Raw genomic sequence first — 14,643 nt, 5'->3', positions numbered from 1 at the left:
CGGCGTGGTCCTCGCGCTCGGCGCCTGTGGGAAAGGGTCAGAAACCCGCCCGGACGTCGCAGCCGTGCCCGACGGATGGGCCTCCAGCCCGCGGGTCGAAGGCGTCATCCGCACCGGCGGCATGCTGGTGGTCGGCGGACGGACCGAGCCGCTGGGCCGGGTCGTTCTGACCGGAGCGGACGGCGTGGCCTATGCCGCCGGGGCGGACGCGGGCGGCCGGTTCGACGTGCGCATCCCGGCCTGGACCCAGGATGTAGTCCTGGATGTGAAGGCGCAGGTCGGTCAGATCGCCTATCCGGCGCCCTACAGGCTGCTGGTCGCGGCGGACCCGCGCGGGCCGATCGCCCTGCTGGCCATCGGCGCGCCGACGCGACGCCTGGGGCCGGCCCCGGCCCTGGATGCGATCGACACCGACGGCCGGGCGACCTTGCTGTCGGGGCGCAGCGCCCCGCAGTCGGAGGTGTCGGTCGGAATGGCGCAGGGCCGGCCTGTGGCGACCGATGCCATGGGCCGATGGACGACGAGCGTCAGCGGGGCCGCGGGCGCACCCGTCCAGGTCGGGAACGCCACGTTCGAGCCGCCGCCCCTGAGCCTGGACGGCGAAACCCGGCTGCGACGGCTCGGCGGGGGATGGGTCATCGCCTGGGGCGGCGCGGGCGGCGCGCGCCAGACGACCTGGTTCCCCGACCCGCCCGCCTAGCGCAGCCCGCCGGCGACGGTGCCTTGCGGGACCGTCGGTCCGCGCCGCGGCCATGAGCGATCCTGAACGGCAAGTATAGCCGAGGGCGGAGCGATATAGTTCGCAGGCTATAACGGTGGAGCGGCCGGCGATCGCCAGTTACCGCGTCATCGAAATCTTGATGCGACCGGGAACGCAAGCGGGCCGTCCGGATTGCCTAGTCCTAACGCAAACGCGCGCGCTCGACCGTCTTCGGACGGTGGCGCTGACCTGCAAACCACGGAGGCCGCTATGGTCGGCGAACTCGATCTCTCACGCCGCGGTGTCCTGATGGTGGGAGGCGCGGGCGCGGCGATGGCCACCGTGTCGCCGGCCGGGGCCCAGACGTCGTCGCCGGACGCGGCGCCCAGCCTGATGACCGTGTCGCTCGAGGTGAACGGGACCGATCGCACCCTGGAGCTGGACACCCGGACCACCCTTCTGGATGCGCTGCGCGAGCATCTGCAGCTGACCGGCACCAAGAAGGGCTGCGACCACGGCCAGTGCGGGGCCTGTACCGTCATCGTCGACGGCCAGCGGATCAACTCCTGCCTGAGCCTGGCCGTGATGAACGAGGGCGCGAAGGTGACGACCATCGAGGGCCTCGGCACGCCGGACGATCTGCACCCCATGCAGGCGGCCTTCATCAAACATGACGGCTATCAGTGCGGCTATTGCACGCCGGGCCAGATCTGCTCGGCCGTCGCCGTGCTGGAGGAAATCCGCAAGGGTCTGCCCAGCCATGTCTCCGCCAGCCTGACCGAGCGTCCCCGCGCCTCCACCGAGGAGATGCGCGAGCGGATGAGCGGCAACATCTGTCGCTGTGGGGCCTATTCGAATATCGCCGACGCCATGGCCGACGTCGCGGGGACCCGGGCATGAGACCCTTCACCTACGAGCGCGCGACGAGCCCGGCGGCGGCGGCCCTGGCGGCGCGCGCGAAACCGGGCGCGAAATTCATCGCCGGCGGCACCAACCTGCTCGACCTGATGAAGCTGCAGATCGAGACGCCGCAGCATCTGATCGACGTGGGGGCGCTGGGGCTCGACACGATCGAGGAGACGCCGGAAGGCGGGCTGCGCATCGGCGCTTTGGTGACCAATGCCGACCTTGCGGGTGATCCGCGCGTTCGGCGCGATTATGGCGTTCTCAGCCGCGCGCTGCTGGCCGGGGCCTCCGGTCAGTTGAGGAACCGGGCGACAACGGCCGGCAACCTGCTCCAGCGGACGCGCTGTCCCTATTTCTACGACACCGCCCAGGCCTGCAACAAGCGCGAGCCCGGGTCGGGCTGTTCGGCCATCGGCGGCTTCAGCCGCCAGCTGGCAGTCATCGGCGTCAGCGACCACTGCATCGCCACCCATCCCGGCGACATGGCCATCGCCATGCGGGTGCTGGATGCGCAGGTCGAAACGGTGAATGCCGCCGGAGACACGCGGACCATACCGATGGCCGAATTCCATCGTCTTCCGGAGGACCGACCGGACATCGATACCGTCCTGCCGCCCGGCGACCTGATCACGGGCGTGACCCTGCCGCGGCCCCTCGGTGGCCTTCATGTCTACCGCAAGGTCCGCGACCGGGCGTCATACGCCTTCCCCGTGGTTTCGGTGGCGGCCGTTCTCCAGCGGGACGGGACCGGCCGGGTCGCCTTCGGCGGTCTGGCGCACAAGCCCTGGCGCGTCGAGGCGGCCGAGGCGGCCCTGCCCCAGGGCACCAAGGCCGTGGCGGCGATCGCCCTGGCAGACGCCAAGCCGACGCACGAGAACGCCTTCAAGGTGACCCTGGCGGAGCGGACGCTCGCCGCCGTCATCAGCGACGCGAGAGGATAGGGCGATGAAGTTCGACACGCCGGCGGGCCAGAACGCGATCGACCAGCTGAAGGTGGTGGGCAAGCCGATCGACCGGATCGACGGCCCCCTGAAGGTCACGGGGCGGGCGCTTTACGCCTATGAACGCCACGATGTTCAGGCCCGGCCCGCCTATGGCTATATCGTCGGCGCGACGATCGCCAAGGGACGGATTCGTCGCCTGCGCACGGACGAGGCCCGTTCGTCGCCGGGCGTTCTGGCCGTCGTGACGGCCGAGACTGCCGGGACGGTCGGCAAGGGCGACTACAACACCGCCAAGCTTCTGGGCGGCCCCGATATTCAGCATTATCACCAGGCGATCGCGGTGGTCGTGGCGGAGACGTTCGAGCAGGCGCGGGCCGCGGCCGAAATGGTCAAAGCGGACTATGTGAAGGCCAAGGGTGCCTTCGACCTGGAGGCGGCCAAGCCCGGCGCGGGCGATCCGAAAGGGGGCCCCGAACAATCGTCGGCAGGCGATTTCGCGGGCGCTTTCGCCGCCGCGCCCGTCACCCTGGACGAGACCTATACGACCCCCGACCACAGCCACGCGATGATGGAGCCGATGGCGACCATGGCGTCGTGGGAGGGTGACAAGCTGACCCTGTGGACGTCCAATCAGATGATCGCCTGGGGCAAGGGCGAGATCGCCAAGATCTTCGGCATTCCGCCCGAGAACGTCCGGCTGGACTCGCCCTATATCGGCGGCGGGTTCGGCGGAAAGCTGTTCGTGCGGTCGGACGCCGTTATGGCCGCCCTGGCGTCGAAGGCGGCGGGCCGGCCGGTCAAGGTGGCGATGCAGCGGCCGCTGATGATCAACAACGCCACGCACCGGCCGGCTACGATCCAGCGGATTCGCATCGGCACCGAGCGGGACGGACGGATCACCGCGATCGGCCACGAGAGCTGGAACGGCGACCTGGAGGGCGGCCAGACCGAGGTGGCGACCCAGCAGACCAAGCTGCTCTACGCCGGGGCCAACCGGATGACGTCGCAGAAACTGGCGGTCCTCGACCTGCCCGAAGGCAACGCCATGCGCGCGCCGGGCGAGGCCCCGGGCCTGATGGCGCTGGAGATCGCCATGGACGAAATGGCGGAGAAGCTGAACATGGATCCGGTGGCGTTCCGCATCCTGAACGACACCCAGGTCGATCCGGAGAAGCCGGAGCGGCCGTTCTCGACCCGCCAGTTCGTCACCTGTCTGGAGACCGGCGCGGAGCGGTTCGGCTGGTCGCGCCGTAATCCGACCCCGGCGAGCGTGCGCGACGGACGCTGGATGGTCGGGCTCGGCATGGCGGCGGGCTTCCGCAACAACACCGTCATGAAGTCCGGGGCCCGGATCCGGCTGGACGGCCAGGGCATCGTCACCGTCGAGACCGACATGACCGACATCGGCACTGGCACCTATACGATCGTCGCCCAGACGGCGGCCGAGACCCTGGGGATCGACGTCGACCGGGTGGTAGTGAAGCTGGGCGACTCCGACTTCCCGGCCGCGGCGGGCTCGGGCGGGCAATGGGGTGCCAACAGTTCGACCGCCGGGGTCTATGCGGCCTGTATGAAGCTGCGCGAGCAGATCATCCAGAAGCTGGGCTATCCCGCCGACGCGACCTTCACCGGCGGCCGCGTCCGGGCGGGTCGTCGCAATGTCACCCTGGCCTCGACGGCGTCCGACGGGCCGCTGGTGGCGGAGGACTTCATCGAGTTCGGTGACCTGTCCGAACGGTATCAGCAGTCCACCTTCGCAGGGCATTTTGTCGAGGTAGGGGTCGATCGCTTCACCGGCGAGACGCGCATCCGACGCATGCTGGCCGTCTGCGCGGCCGGTCGGATCCTGAACCCGAAGACGGCGCGAAGCCAGGTCATCGGAGCCATGACCATGGGCGTCGGGGCCGCCCTGATGGAGGAGCTGGCCGTCGACAAGCGGCACGGTTTTTTCGTCAACCACGATCTGGCCAGCTACGAGGTGCCCGTCCACGCCGATATTCCCGATCAGGAGGTGATATTTCTCGACGAGGTGGACGACAAGTCCTCGCCGATGAAGGCGAAGGGGGTGGGCGAGCTCGGCCTGTGCGGCGTCGGCGCGGCCATCGCCAACGCGGTCTACAACGCAACCGGGGTCCGGATCCGTGACTATCCGCTGACGATGGACAAGTATCTGGACCGACTGCCGGCGACGGCCTGATCCTCGCGCCGACAACCTTGGTCGCGTACCGGTCTGTTCATCGCCCGGCCTGACGGCCGAGATCCTCCGGGCGATCGACGTCGAACACGGCCCCGTCGTCCGTGGTCGTGAAGACGGCGACGGCGTCGCGATCGATCAGCAGGGGCCGCGCCCCCCGATCGCCCCGGGTTCGCAGCAGGTCCGGAAAAAGGCTGTGTCCGAAGACGATGGGATGGGCCGGGCCGTCGGCGTGGTCGAGGCGCGCGGCGACCGCCCCGGCCTCGACGGCGTCGATCAGGGGGCCGACCGAGGCGGGGTCGACGAGGGGCATGTCGCCCAGGAAGATGGCCAGGCTTGCAGCCTCCGGGGGCAAGGCCGTGACCCCGCACCTCAGGGAGGCGGACAGCCCGTCCTCCCAGTCCGCAGCCTCCACGATCCCCAGTCTCGGATCGCTCAGGTCGGCGAGGGCGGAACGAACCTCCGCGGCGCGGCTCCCGACCACGACGACCACGCCGTCGACCGGCGCCGCCAGCGCGATCTCGACCGCCCACACCACCAGCGGTCGCCCGCGCCAGTCGGCCAGGAGCTTGGCGCCGCCGAACCGTCGCCCCGCGCCCCCGGCCAGGACCAGCGCATGCCGGCTCACGCCCGCGCGCCGATGATCTCGGCGATGACGGCCGCAGCGACCTCGTGCGGGGCGCGCGCGGCGATCGGCAGGCCGATCGGGGCATGCAGCCGCTTCAGGGCCTCGGGCGTCACCCCCTCCGCCTCCAGACGCGCCAGACGTTCGGGCAGACGTCGTCTCGCCCCGAGCACCCCGACATAGCCGGTGTCCTGTCGAAGCGCCGTCGTAAGGGCCTCGTGGTCGAGATCGGCGTCATGGGTGGCCACGGCGACGGCGGTCCATCGGTCCAGTTCGAGCGCGGACAGGGCGGCGGCGGGATCGTCGCGTCGGTAATCGATGGCCAGCGGCGGCGGGGTGTCGGGGCCCTTGGGGCGGACCAGGGTGACCTCCCAGCCCTGGGCCTGACCCGCCGCGGCCATGGCCAGGGCGAAGGCGTCCGAGCCGATCACCACCAGGCGCTGCACAGGGACATAGTCGCGCAGCCGGTCGGGATGCTCCGCCGGGCCGTTCACGACCGCGCGGCGCTCGCCGTCGGAGAGGAGGGTGACGAGCCGCCGATCATCACGCGCCCGTCTGAGCGCTTCGAGGGCCGGATCGTCCGGCGCGATGGCTTCGACGAGAAGATCGAGCCGGCCGCCGCAGGGCAGGCGGGTGTCGACATAGGGGCTGCCGCGCCCATAGACGACGCGCCTCGGCGCGCCGGTCGAGAGGACCTCCCGGCCGTGCAGGGCCACGTCGGCCTCGATGCACCCGCCGGACAGGAACCCGCCCATGTCATCGGCGGTGACGACCATCTGGGCCCCGACGCCCCGCGGCCCACCACCCTCGGCCGCGGTGATCGTGATAAGGGCGAAGGGCTGTCCGCGGTCGCCGGCGGCGATCATGCGCGGGCGCATGTCGTCCTCAAGCCCGGCGCTGTACCAGTCGCTCATCCATCATCCTGCAGCGCGGCCTGTCCGCGCCCGGCCCGCACACGGCCGGTGCCGGTGGGGCCGTTATAGCGCTCCATATACATCGGTGGGCATCCGCCACAACATCGGAGCGCTGTCAGGCCGTCGCCGCCGGAAGCGGCGTTTCCCGCAGGTTGTCGACCAAGATCGCATAGGCCGGGTCGTCCCGGGTGGCCGCCGCCAGATGGTGTTCGAGCGCGCGGAAGGCGGCGAGCACCCGGGCGCCCTCCTCGGTCAGCAGGGCGCCTTGCGTCGGCCCGCCCCGGACGGCGGTGACCAGCGGCGCCCGCCAGCATCGGTTCATCTCGTCCACCAGGGCCCAGCAGCGCTTGTAGCTCATGCGCAGGGCGCGACCTGCGCCGGAGATCGAGCCGTGCGTCTGGATCGCCTCCAGGACCGCCGCCTTGCCCGGGCCCATGGCCCCGGTCTGGGCGCTCATCACCTGGAGTCTCAGTTTCACCGGTCCGACCCGCGCCAGCATCTCAGCCACTCCCTTTGCCGGATCGTCGTATACGTCCGGATGGCTGGGCACCGAAACGGCGAAACTCAAGGACACCAGCGTCCGGTCGGCAACCTTTAGGCCCGGGGGCGGGGGTGCCTCACTGGCTGTAGGCCCAGTTTCCCGAAGCTTTGAGTGCCGCAACGAACTGGGGATTGCCCGAACCGGCGAGCCAGGACTCAAAGGACAGCAGATCGGGGACGAGGGCGCGGAGCGCGTCCAGATCCGCCGATCCAGCGAGGCTCCCTTGGTCCTGCAACGCCGTTAGCTTCTGAAGGAAGGGGTTGGCCGCGAGCACCTCGTCACTGAACCGGGCGTAGGGAATGGGCCGGCCGGCGGTTGCGCTGAAAACGCGTTCGAGATCGCGACCCGTGGCGCGATCGCCGGCGATGTCGAAGGTCTGGCCGACGAACCGCTCGCGATCGGCGAACACTGCGGAGACAAGCTTGCCGATGTCCTCGACGGCTATGAACTCCATGGACTGGTCGGGCGTCATGAAGAAGCTGAAGCGCCCTTCATCGAGGCCGAAGCCCGGCATCATCAGCATCTCCATGAAGACCGTTGGCCGTACGATGGTCGCGGCGATGGGCAGGGCCCGGATGTGCGCCTCGATCTGCATCTTGCTGTCGAAATGGCCCATGCCGGTCGGCCGATCTCCGACCGCAGCGCCGGAGCTGTAGACGAGGTGGCGCACGCCGCATTCGGCCGCCAGATCGGCGACGAGGATGCCCCAGGCGATCTCCTGGGCGTCGGTGATCTCGCCGCCGGGCGAACTGGTCTGGACGCTGAAGACGCCGTCGGCGCCCTGCATCGCCCGCCGGATCGACGCCGGGTCCTCGAAATCGCCTTGGAAGACCTTGGCGCCGGCGGTGCGGAGGGCCTCGGCGGCGGGCGCTGCGGGATTGCGCGCCAGGATTCGCACCGCGCGACCGGCCTCGAGCAGGGCTCGGGCGACCGAGCCGCCCTGCTGGCCGGTGGCACCAAAGACTAGGATCGGTCCCGTTGAATTCGTCATTGCAAAACCCTCATCATCGTTGAAGGTTACGCATATATACCGCTGCAGACGCGCCGGAAGACGGCACAAATTCAAGCCTAAGGCACATCGGTGACACCGACGCTCAAGTCCATTCACGGCCGGTCCTATGAGGAGACGGCCGACGGCCCCCGGTTTCGCGCCTGCGCGCCCAATAGCGTCCTGGCCCGGCTCGGCGACAAGTGGACGATCCTGGTGATGTCGCATCTGGCGGTGGCGCAGGGCCATCGTCTGCGCTTCTCGGAGCTGAAGGCCGGGATCGAAGGCATCACCCAGCGGATGCTGACCCTTACCCTGCGCAATCTCCAGCGGGACGGCCTTCTGGTGCGGCACTATTTTCCGGAAGTGCCGCCGCGCGTCGAATACGAACTGACCGAGATGGGCGCGAGCATGCTGCCTGCGCTCGAAGGATTCACGGGCTGGATCCGGGACAATTGGCCGAACATCGACGCGTGTCGACGGGCCTATGACCAAAACGGTCTATAGGTGGGGTTCTGTCGGCGAGAGCGCCGCGTCCAGCTTTCCGGACTAGGCCGGTTCGCCTGAGGCACCTCAGCGTGCGGGAATTAGAACCCCGACGTCCGCACCGGCTTGAAGCCCCTGGGCGCCGGGAAGGCGGCGCACGAGCCCGTTGGCGGCGGCCATGACCGTGACCAGGGACGAGTCCTGGTCGGTCATCGGACGCACGCGACGGACGCCGTCGGACCCCGTCGTGAGGACGGCGCGCATATAGTGTTCGCGCGCTCCGTTCGCAGCGAGCGGACCCTCTAGAACCGCCGGGACGGTCTCGACATCCGCCGACCCGCCCTGGAGGGCGGCGATCAGAGGTGCCAGAAACAGCTCGGCGCAGACGAGGGCGGAAGCGGGATTGCCGGGGAGGCCCAGCAACGGGCGACCATCGGCCAGGTGCGCGAACCAGACGGGCTTGCCGGGACGCACGGCCACGCCCTCTACCAAAAGCACGCCGCCGATCGACCGGACCGCCGGCTTGACGCGATCGTGGTCGCCGACCGAGGCGCCGCCGACCGTCACCAGAAGATCGAAGGCTCCGCTGTCGATGGCGGCAAGGATCGAGGCCTCGTCGTCCCGGGCCGGGCCGAGGTGGACAGGCGTTCCGCCGCTGCGCCGGACGAAGGCGGCCAGGGCCGGGGCGCAGGCGTCGTAGATCTGGTGCGGACCGGCGGCCGATCCAGGCGCGACCAGTTCGTCGCCGGTCGACAGCAGGGCGATCACGGGGCGACGGCGGCAGGTCACCGTGGCGCGGCCCGCCGAGGCGGCGAGGGCCAGACGCCAGGGGTTGAGGCGCGTTCCTGCCTCGAGCAGGACCTGACCGGCGCGGAAGTCGCAGCCTTGCGGGCGGACCCAGGTGGGGGCGTCCGGGGCGGCCGCCAGGACGACCGTGCCGCCGTCGCATCGGGCCTCTTCCTGGATCACCACCCGATCGGCGCCGGGGGGCAGGGCCGCCCCGGTGAAGATGCGGGCGGCCTCGCCGGGTTCGACCGTCAGACCGGCGTCGTGGCCTGCCGCGCTCTCGCCGACGACGACGAGCCGCGCATCCGGCCGGACGTCGGCGCCGCGCACGGCCCAGCCGTCCATGGCCGAGGCGTGGAACGGCGGCTGGTCGCGTCCCGCCGTGACGGGTTCAGCCAGCCAACAGCCGTCCGCTTCCATCAGCGGCATGGCCTCCGTGCCCAGCGGGCCGATCCCCGCCAGCATGGTCGCACGGGCGGTCTCGACCGACGGCAGGCTCATGCCCGCCTCCAGTCGCCGGAGGCCCCGCCGGACTTCATCAGCAGGCCGAGGCCGGTGATGACCATGCCGCGATCGACCGCCTTGAGCATGTCGTAGAGGGTCAGGAGGGCGACGGACGCGGCCGTCAGGGCCTCCATCTCGACCCCGGTCTGGCCCTGGGTCCGCGCCGTGGCGGTCGCCTCAAGACCCGAGCCGTCCTCGCTCGGCCGGACGGAGACCTTGACCGAGGTCAGCATCAGGGGATGACACATCGGGATCAGCTCGGACGTGCGCTTCGCGGCCATGACGCCGGCGATCTCGGCCACGGCGCGGACGTCGCCCTTCTTGCCGCCGCCCGACAGGGCCAGGGCGAGCGTCTCGGGGGCCATGAGGATGCGGCCGTGCGCCGTCGCCTCGCGCGTCGTCGTCGCCTTGTCCGAGACGTCGACCATGCGGACGCGGCCGTCGGCGTCGATATGGGTCAGGTCCGTCCCGGGCGGCGCGTTCGGATCCGACATCACCGCTCCAGCAGCCGGGGCATCAGTTCGACCATGTTGCAGGGCTTGTGACGGCTGTCGAGTTGCCAGCGGATGACCTTGTCCCAGCCGTCGCGGACCGCGCCGTTGGAGCCCGGCAGGCAGAAGACGAAGACGCCGTCGATCAGGCCGGCCGTCGCCCGCGACTGCAGGGTCGACAGTCCGATGGTCTGGTAGCTGACCTGATGGAAGATGACTGAAAAGCCGTCGATCCGCTTGTCGAACAGGGGCTCCAGGGCCTCGGGCGTGACGTCACGGCCGGTCAGGCCGGTTCCGCCCGTGGTGATGACGACGTCCACCGCGCCGTCCGCGATCCAGCTCCGGACCCGGGCCCGGATGGCCTCGACGTCGTCGGGCACGATGTCGCGCAGGACGGGGCTGTGGCCGGCTTCGACGATCCGGTCGGCGAGGATCTTGCCGGAGGTGTCGCTCTCCTCGTCGCGGGTGTCGGAGATCGTCAGGACGGCGATCCGTACGGGGGTGAAGGGGAGGTCGACGAGGCGGCCGCCGGGGGCGGGGGGCTGCAGGTCGGCGAGCGGGTCGGTCATGGAGTCTCCTCGGCCCAGCGGGTCAGATCGGCGTGGTCCTGGTCGCGGGGCTCGATCCAGCGGCGGCCGTCGGGGCCGTCCTCCCGCTTCCAGAACGGCGCCCGGGTCTTGAAATGGTCCATCAGGAAGTCGGCGGCCTCGAAGGCGGAGCGGCGATGGGCGGCGGCGACGGCGACGAAGATCACCGGCTCGCCCACCGCGATGGTGCCCCAGCGGTGCACGGTCAGGGCGTCCTGGATGTCGAAGCGGGCACGGGCGTCGGCCTCGATCTCTTCCATCACCCGCTCGGTGAAGCCGGGGTAGGCTTCCAGGGTCAGGGCGTCGACCGTGCGGTCGCCCGTGCGGCCCCGGGTCAGGCCGGTGAAGGAGACCACCGCCCCAGTGTCGAGACGGTCCTGGCAGAAGCCGCGCAGCAGTTCGGCCGCGTCGATCGGATCCTGGGTGATGCGGATCATGGCTCAGCCGCCGCCGACCGGGGAGCCGAAGGCCACCTCGTCCTCGGGGGCGATGGCGAGCGCGTCGCTGCGGAGGCTGTAAGGGGTCAGGGCGGTGTTGAGGATGACCAGGGTGGACGGATGATCGAGCCGCTCCGCGAGGCGCGCATTGTCGCGGGCCGCGGCGGCCTTGATATCGCCCAGGGTGGCGCCGTCGAGCCGGGCTTCGGACCAGCCGGCGATGTCGCCGATCGTGCCGAACAATTTTACGACCGCCATCTCAGCCTCCGGTCATCGACATGGTGCGCATGACCGCCGGCGCGGCGCCCGGGCGGTCGATCCTGAAATCGTGCCCCTTGGGCTTGTGGGCGATCGCGGCGCGGATCGCCGCGCGAACCGGTGCGTCGTCACCCGCGTGATCGCGCAGCACCTGACGCAGATCCGCCTGATCGTCCTGTCCGAGGCAGAGGAAGAGCTGGCCGGTGCAGGTCACGCGCACCCGGTTGCACGCCTCGCAGAACTGATGGCTCATCGGGGTGATGAACCCGAGCGTCCCTCCGGTCTCCTCCACCTTCATATAGCGGGCGGGGCCGCTGGTGCGCCGGGTCGAGGGGGTCAGGGTCCAGAACCGGCCCAAGGCCTCGCGGACGGTGGCGAGGGACAGGTACTGGTCGGTGCGATCGGCGCCGATCTCGCCCAGCGGCATGGTCTCGATCAGGGTGAGGTCCATGCCCAGACCGTGCGCCCAGCGGATCAGGTCGGGCAGTTCGTCGGCGTTGTCGCCCTTCAGGGCGACGGTGTTGATCTTGAGCTTCAGGCCCGCCTGCCGCGCCGCGTCCAGCCCGTCCATCACGACCCGCAGATCACCGCCGCGGGTGATGCGCCGGAACTTGTCCGGGTCCAGGGTGTCCAGCGAGACATTGATGCGGCGCACGCCGTAACCGGCCAGGGTCTCGGCGTGCCGCGCGAGCTGGGTGCCGTTGGTGGTGAGGGTAATCTCTTCCAGATCTCCGGCCCTGAGGCGGCGGGACAGGGCGGCGACCAGATCCATCATGCCCTTGCGGACCAGGGGCTCGCCGCCGGTCAAGCGGATCCGGCGACAGCCCAGATCGATGAAGGCCCCGCACATCCGCTCGAGCTCTTCCAGACTGAGAAGGTCGGCCTTGGGCAGGAAGACCGGGGTCTCGGCCATGCAGTAGAGGCAGCGCAGATCGCAGCGGTCGGTCACGGAGATGCGGACGTAGTCGATCATCCGGCCGAACGGATCGACCAGCGGCGGCTGAGCGCCGAGGCCGAGCGGCATCGCCTTGTCAGATTGATAGAGGACCGTCATGTTCGAAGGACTATATCGGGTCCTGGCCGATGGGTGCGCATTTTTTCTCATGAACCGACACGCTCTGACGGCCGCGTTCGTCGGTCTGGCCCTGGTCGTCCTCGCCGCATGCGCCCCCGCCGCGCCGGGACGAGACCGGACCGTGACGGTTTTCGCCGCCGCCTCCCTGACCGACGCGCTGACCGAGATCGCTGCGGACTATGAACGGGAGGCGGGGACGGCCGTCGTTCTGTCGTTCGGCGCCACTGGAGGCTTGGCGCGTCAGGTCCAGGCCGGCGCACCGGCCGATGTGATCATCCTGGCCGATCCCGCCTGGATGGATCGCCTCCAGGCGGCGGAACGGCTGGGGGCGGAACCCGTCGACCTGCTGCGCAACGACCTGGTCGTGATCGCGCCGAAGGGGACCGACGGGGAAGGCGATCCGTTCGCGGCGCTCGGCGGCGGCGACCGCCTGGCGATCGGCGACCCGGAGAGCGTGCCGGCGGGCGCCTACGCCCGCGCCTGGCTGCAGCGCTCGGGACGATGGGACGCGGTCAAGGATCGCCTCGTGTTCGGGGCCGACGTCCGCGCCGTGCGCGCCTTCGTGGCGCGCGGCGAGGCGGCACTCGGCGTGGTGTATCGCAGCGACGCCGTCGGCCGGACGGATGTCCGCATCGTGCTGGCCCCCCCGGCGGCGGAGCAGCCCATCATCCTCTATCCTGCGGCCAAGGGGGTGGACGGCGGCCCGGAGGCGACCGCCTTCCTGGCCCATCTGTCCTCGCCTATGGCGGCGGCGGTGTTCCGGCGCCGCGGGTTCGAGCCGGTGGGCTGAATGTTCGCGCCTCTGTCCGATTTCGAGCTCCAGGCCCTGGGGCTGTCAATCAAGGTGGCGGCCGTCGCCCTCGTCGTCTGCCTGCCGCTGGGGCTGGCCGTGGCGATGCTGCTGGCCCGCGGGCGCTTCCCAGGACGCTGGATCCTCGAGGCCGCCGTGAACCTGCCCCTCGTCCTGCCGCCGGTGGTGACGGGGCTGATCCTGCTCAACCTGTTCGGCGTCCAGGGGCCGATCGGCCGCGTCCTCAATGAGGCCTTCGGGGTCACGCTCGCCTTTCACTGGACCGGGGCGGCCCTGGCCGCGACGCTGATGGCCCTGCCGCTGGTGGTGCGCCCGCTGCGGCTGGCGATCGAAGGCGTCGATCGGGGGCTGGAAGACGCGGCCTCGGTCCTCGGGGCGTCGCGGCTGGCGGTGTTCGCCCGAATAACCCTGCCGTTGGCGGCACCCGGTCTGGTGGCGGCGGCCCTGCTGGGTTTCGCGCGGGCGTTTGGTGAGTTCGGGGCCACGGTGACCTTCGCGGGATCCATCCCCGGCGAGACCCAGACCCTGCCCGTCGCCATCTATTCCGCCCTGCAGCGCGCCGAGGGGGAGGGGGCGGCGATGCGACTGGCCGTCATCGCCGTGCTCGTGTCGGTGCTCGCCGTCGTGGGCTCGGAGGTCTGCAATCGGCGGCTCCTGCGGACGCGCGGCGCATGAGCCTGACCTGCCACGCCGCCGGCCGCCGCGGCGACTTCATCTTCGACATCGGGTTCGAGAGCGCGGCGCGGACCGTGGCGGTCGTCGGGCCGTCCGGCTGCGGCAAGACGACCTTCCTGCATGGGCTCGCGGGCCTGCTGGCGGACTGCACGGCGCAGATTCGGATCGACGGCACCGTCGTGCTGGATGACGCTGTGACATGCCTGCCGACCCACCGACGCGCGGTCGGTTATGTGTTCCAGGACATCCGCCTGTTTCCGCATCTGACGGTCGAGCAGAACATCGCCTTCTCGCGCCCCTATGGCGGGGACGCGATGACCGTGGCCCAGGCGCTGGAGCTGATGGACCTGCGCGGCTACGAGCGCCGCCGGCCCGCCGGCCTGTCGGGCGGGGAGGCGCGCCGGGTGGCGCTCGCCCGGGCTTTGGCCGCCCGCCCGCGACTGCTGCTTCTGGACGAGCCGTTCACGGGTCTGGATCCGCAGCGCCGTGAGCGGCTCGCGCCCTATCTGCTGCGACTGCGCGACGAGATCCGATTGCCGATGGTCCTGGTGTCCCACGATCCACGCGACCTCGACCTGATCGCTCAGGAGGTCGTGACCGTCGCGGGCGGCCTGGTCACGACGGCGCGCGACGTCCCGCCTTCCGGGGATGGGCAGGACGCCGGCTTCTAGGCCGGACGAAACCTTGGGGGCGGGGAGACAAGGCGTGCGTTTTGAAGCGC

Annotated in this window: 18 protein-coding genes; 8 read left to right on the top strand and 10 right to left on the bottom strand. The window is 70.4% G+C overall.

Features of this window, described 5'->3' with window-relative positions; all coding sequences use genetic code 11:
- Window positions 1–64 precede the first annotated feature (64 nt).
- From BZG35_RS10755 to paoC, 4 genes are all read left to right on the top strand, one after another.
- Window positions 65–700, top strand: a complete 636-nt coding sequence (locus BZG35_RS10755) for a hypothetical protein (RefSeq protein WP_077355646.1) — start codon at window positions 65–67, stop codon at window positions 698–700.
- 270 nt (window positions 701–970) lie between these two features.
- Window positions 971–1,600, top strand: a complete 630-nt coding sequence (paoA, locus tag BZG35_RS10750) for an aldehyde dehydrogenase iron-sulfur subunit PaoA (RefSeq protein WP_077355645.1) — start codon at window positions 971–973, stop codon at window positions 1,598–1,600.
- Complete coding sequence (locus BZG35_RS10745; RefSeq protein ID WP_077355644.1) at window positions 1,597–2,547, top strand: xanthine dehydrogenase family protein subunit M; 951 nt, start codon at window positions 1,597–1,599, stop codon at window positions 2,545–2,547. Before paoA ends, BZG35_RS10745 begins: the two co-directional genes overlap by 4 nt.
- A 4-nt stretch (window positions 2,548–2,551) precedes the next feature.
- Window positions 2,552–4,747, top strand: a complete 2,196-nt coding sequence (gene paoC, locus BZG35_RS10740; RefSeq protein WP_077355643.1) for an aldehyde oxidoreductase molybdenum-binding subunit PaoC — start codon at window positions 2,552–2,554, stop codon at window positions 4,745–4,747.
- Between the two features lie 37 nt (window positions 4,748–4,784).
- Here paoC and BZG35_RS10735 read toward each other — a convergent pair whose 3' ends face one another.
- From BZG35_RS10735 to BZG35_RS10720, 4 genes are all read right to left on the bottom strand, one after another.
- Complete coding sequence (locus tag BZG35_RS10735) at window positions 4,785–5,372, bottom strand: NTP transferase domain-containing protein (protein WP_077355642.1); 588 nt, start codon at window positions 5,370–5,372, stop codon at window positions 4,785–4,787.
- Entirely contained in the window at window positions 5,369–6,283 is a 915-nt protein-coding gene (locus tag BZG35_RS10730) for an XdhC family protein (RefSeq protein WP_077355641.1), read from the bottom strand. Before BZG35_RS10730 ends, BZG35_RS10735 begins: the two co-directional genes overlap by 4 nt.
- 115 nt (window positions 6,284–6,398) lie before the next feature.
- Complete coding sequence (locus BZG35_RS10725) at window positions 6,399–6,791, bottom strand: LysR family transcriptional regulator (RefSeq protein WP_216351845.1); 393 nt, start codon at window positions 6,789–6,791, stop codon at window positions 6,399–6,401.
- A gap of 109 nt (window positions 6,792–6,900) precedes the next feature.
- Complete coding sequence (locus tag BZG35_RS10720; protein WP_216351844.1) at window positions 6,901–7,884, bottom strand: NmrA/HSCARG family protein; 984 nt, start codon at window positions 7,882–7,884, stop codon at window positions 6,901–6,903.
- Between the two features lie 21 nt (window positions 7,885–7,905).
- On the opposite strand from BZG35_RS10720, the gene BZG35_RS10715 reads away from it, so the two are divergent.
- The gene (locus tag BZG35_RS10715; RefSeq protein WP_077355638.1) at window positions 7,906–8,319 is read left to right on the top strand and encodes a helix-turn-helix domain-containing protein; all 414 of its coding nucleotides are present in this window, start codon (window positions 7,906–7,908) and stop codon (window positions 8,317–8,319) included.
- A 66-nt stretch (window positions 8,320–8,385) separates the two neighbouring features.
- On the opposite strand, the gene glp is transcribed toward BZG35_RS10715, so the two are convergent.
- Genes glp through moaA form a run of 6 tightly spaced genes read right to left on the bottom strand, consistent with a single transcriptional unit; the run spans window position 8,386 to window position 12,415 of the window.
- Entirely contained in the window at window positions 8,386–9,585 is a 1,200-nt protein-coding gene (gene glp / locus BZG35_RS10710) for a gephyrin-like molybdotransferase Glp (RefSeq protein WP_077355637.1), read from the bottom strand.
- Entirely contained in the window at window positions 9,582–10,082 is a 501-nt protein-coding gene (gene moaC, locus BZG35_RS10705; RefSeq protein ID WP_077355636.1) for a cyclic pyranopterin monophosphate synthase MoaC, read from the bottom strand. The genes glp and moaC overlap by 4 nt, the downstream gene beginning before the upstream one ends.
- Window positions 10,082–10,648, bottom strand: coding sequence for a molybdenum cofactor biosynthesis protein B (moaB, locus tag BZG35_RS10700; RefSeq protein WP_077355635.1), 567 nt, complete (start codon window positions 10,646–10,648; stop codon window positions 10,082–10,084). Before moaB ends, moaC begins: the two co-directional genes overlap by 1 nt.
- Window positions 10,645–11,103, bottom strand: coding sequence for a molybdenum cofactor biosynthesis protein MoaE (locus tag BZG35_RS10695; protein WP_077355634.1), 459 nt, complete (start codon window positions 11,101–11,103; stop codon window positions 10,645–10,647). The genes moaB and BZG35_RS10695 overlap by 4 nt, the downstream gene beginning before the upstream one ends.
- 3 nt (window positions 11,104–11,106) lie before the next feature.
- Window positions 11,107–11,361: a MoaD/ThiS family protein gene (locus BZG35_RS10690; RefSeq protein WP_077355633.1), complete on the bottom strand. Its 255-nt coding sequence runs from the start codon at window positions 11,359–11,361 to the stop codon at window positions 11,107–11,109.
- A 1-nt stretch (window position 11,362) separates the two neighbouring features.
- Window positions 11,363–12,415, bottom strand: a complete 1,053-nt coding sequence (moaA, locus tag BZG35_RS10685) for a GTP 3',8-cyclase MoaA (RefSeq protein WP_077355632.1) — start codon at window positions 12,413–12,415, stop codon at window positions 11,363–11,365.
- Between the two features lie 49 nt (window positions 12,416–12,464).
- Between moaA and modA the strand changes: the two genes are divergently transcribed.
- The 3 genes from modA to BZG35_RS10670 are packed head-to-tail and all read left to right on the top strand — an operon-like array spanning window position 12,465 to window position 14,593.
- Entirely contained in the window at window positions 12,465–13,226 is a 762-nt protein-coding gene (gene modA / locus BZG35_RS10680; RefSeq protein WP_077358054.1) for a molybdate ABC transporter substrate-binding protein, read from the top strand.
- Window positions 13,227–13,922, top strand: coding sequence for a molybdate ABC transporter permease subunit (gene modB / locus BZG35_RS10675; protein ID WP_077355631.1), 696 nt, complete (start codon window positions 13,227–13,229; stop codon window positions 13,920–13,922).
- Window positions 13,919–14,593 carry an ATP-binding cassette domain-containing protein gene (locus tag BZG35_RS10670; protein ID WP_077355630.1) on the top strand — a complete coding sequence of 225 codons (675 nt, stop codon included), beginning with the start codon at window positions 13,919–13,921 and terminating at the stop codon, window positions 14,591–14,593. Before modB ends, BZG35_RS10670 begins: the two co-directional genes overlap by 4 nt.
- Window positions 14,594–14,643 lie beyond the last annotated feature (50 nt).

This window comes from Brevundimonas sp. LM2 (genome assembly GCF_002002865.1).
Taxonomy (GTDB): Bacteria; Pseudomonadota; Alphaproteobacteria; order Caulobacterales; family Caulobacteraceae; genus Brevundimonas.
This window is presented reverse-complemented; position numbering and strand designations above follow the sequence as displayed.

Bases quoted from the DNA above. Each gene is read 5' to 3' on its own strand.
- modB (WP_077355631.1), top strand. From the start codon at position 13,227: ATGTTCGCGCCTCTGTCCGATTTCGAGCTCCAGGCCCTGGGGCTGTCA.
- moaC (WP_077355636.1), bottom strand. From the start codon at position 10,082: ATGTCGGATCCGAACGCGCCGCCCGGGACGGACCTGACCCATATCGAC.
- moaB (WP_077355635.1), bottom strand. From the start codon at position 10,648: ATGACCGACCCGCTCGCCGACCTGCAGCCCCCCGCCCCCGGCGGCCGC.
- BZG35_RS10695 (WP_077355634.1), bottom strand. From the start codon at position 11,103: ATGATCCGCATCACCCAGGATCCGATCGACGCGGCCGAACTGCTGCGC.
- glp (WP_077355637.1), bottom strand. From the start codon at position 9,585: ATGAGCCTGCCGTCGGTCGAGACCGCCCGTGCGACCATGCTGGCGGGG.
- paoC (WP_077355643.1), top strand. From the start codon at position 2,552: ATGAAGTTCGACACGCCGGCGGGCCAGAACGCGATCGACCAGCTGAAG.
- BZG35_RS10670 (WP_077355630.1), top strand. From the start codon at position 13,919: ATGAGCCTGACCTGCCACGCCGCCGGCCGCCGCGGCGACTTCATCTTC.
- BZG35_RS10730 (WP_077355641.1), bottom strand. From the start codon at position 6,283: ATGAGCGACTGGTACAGCGCCGGGCTTGAGGACGACATGCGCCCGCGC.
- paoA (WP_077355645.1), top strand. From the start codon at position 971: ATGGTCGGCGAACTCGATCTCTCACGCCGCGGTGTCCTGATGGTGGGA.
- modA (WP_077358054.1), top strand. From the start codon at position 12,465: ATGAACCGACACGCTCTGACGGCCGCGTTCGTCGGTCTGGCCCTGGTC.
- moaA (WP_077355632.1), bottom strand. From the start codon at position 12,415: ATGACGGTCCTCTATCAATCTGACAAGGCGATGCCGCTCGGCCTCGGC.
- BZG35_RS10745 (WP_077355644.1), top strand. From the start codon at position 1,597: ATGAGACCCTTCACCTACGAGCGCGCGACGAGCCCGGCGGCGGCGGCC.
- BZG35_RS10690 (WP_077355633.1), bottom strand. From the start codon at position 11,361: ATGGCGGTCGTAAAATTGTTCGGCACGATCGGCGACATCGCCGGCTGG.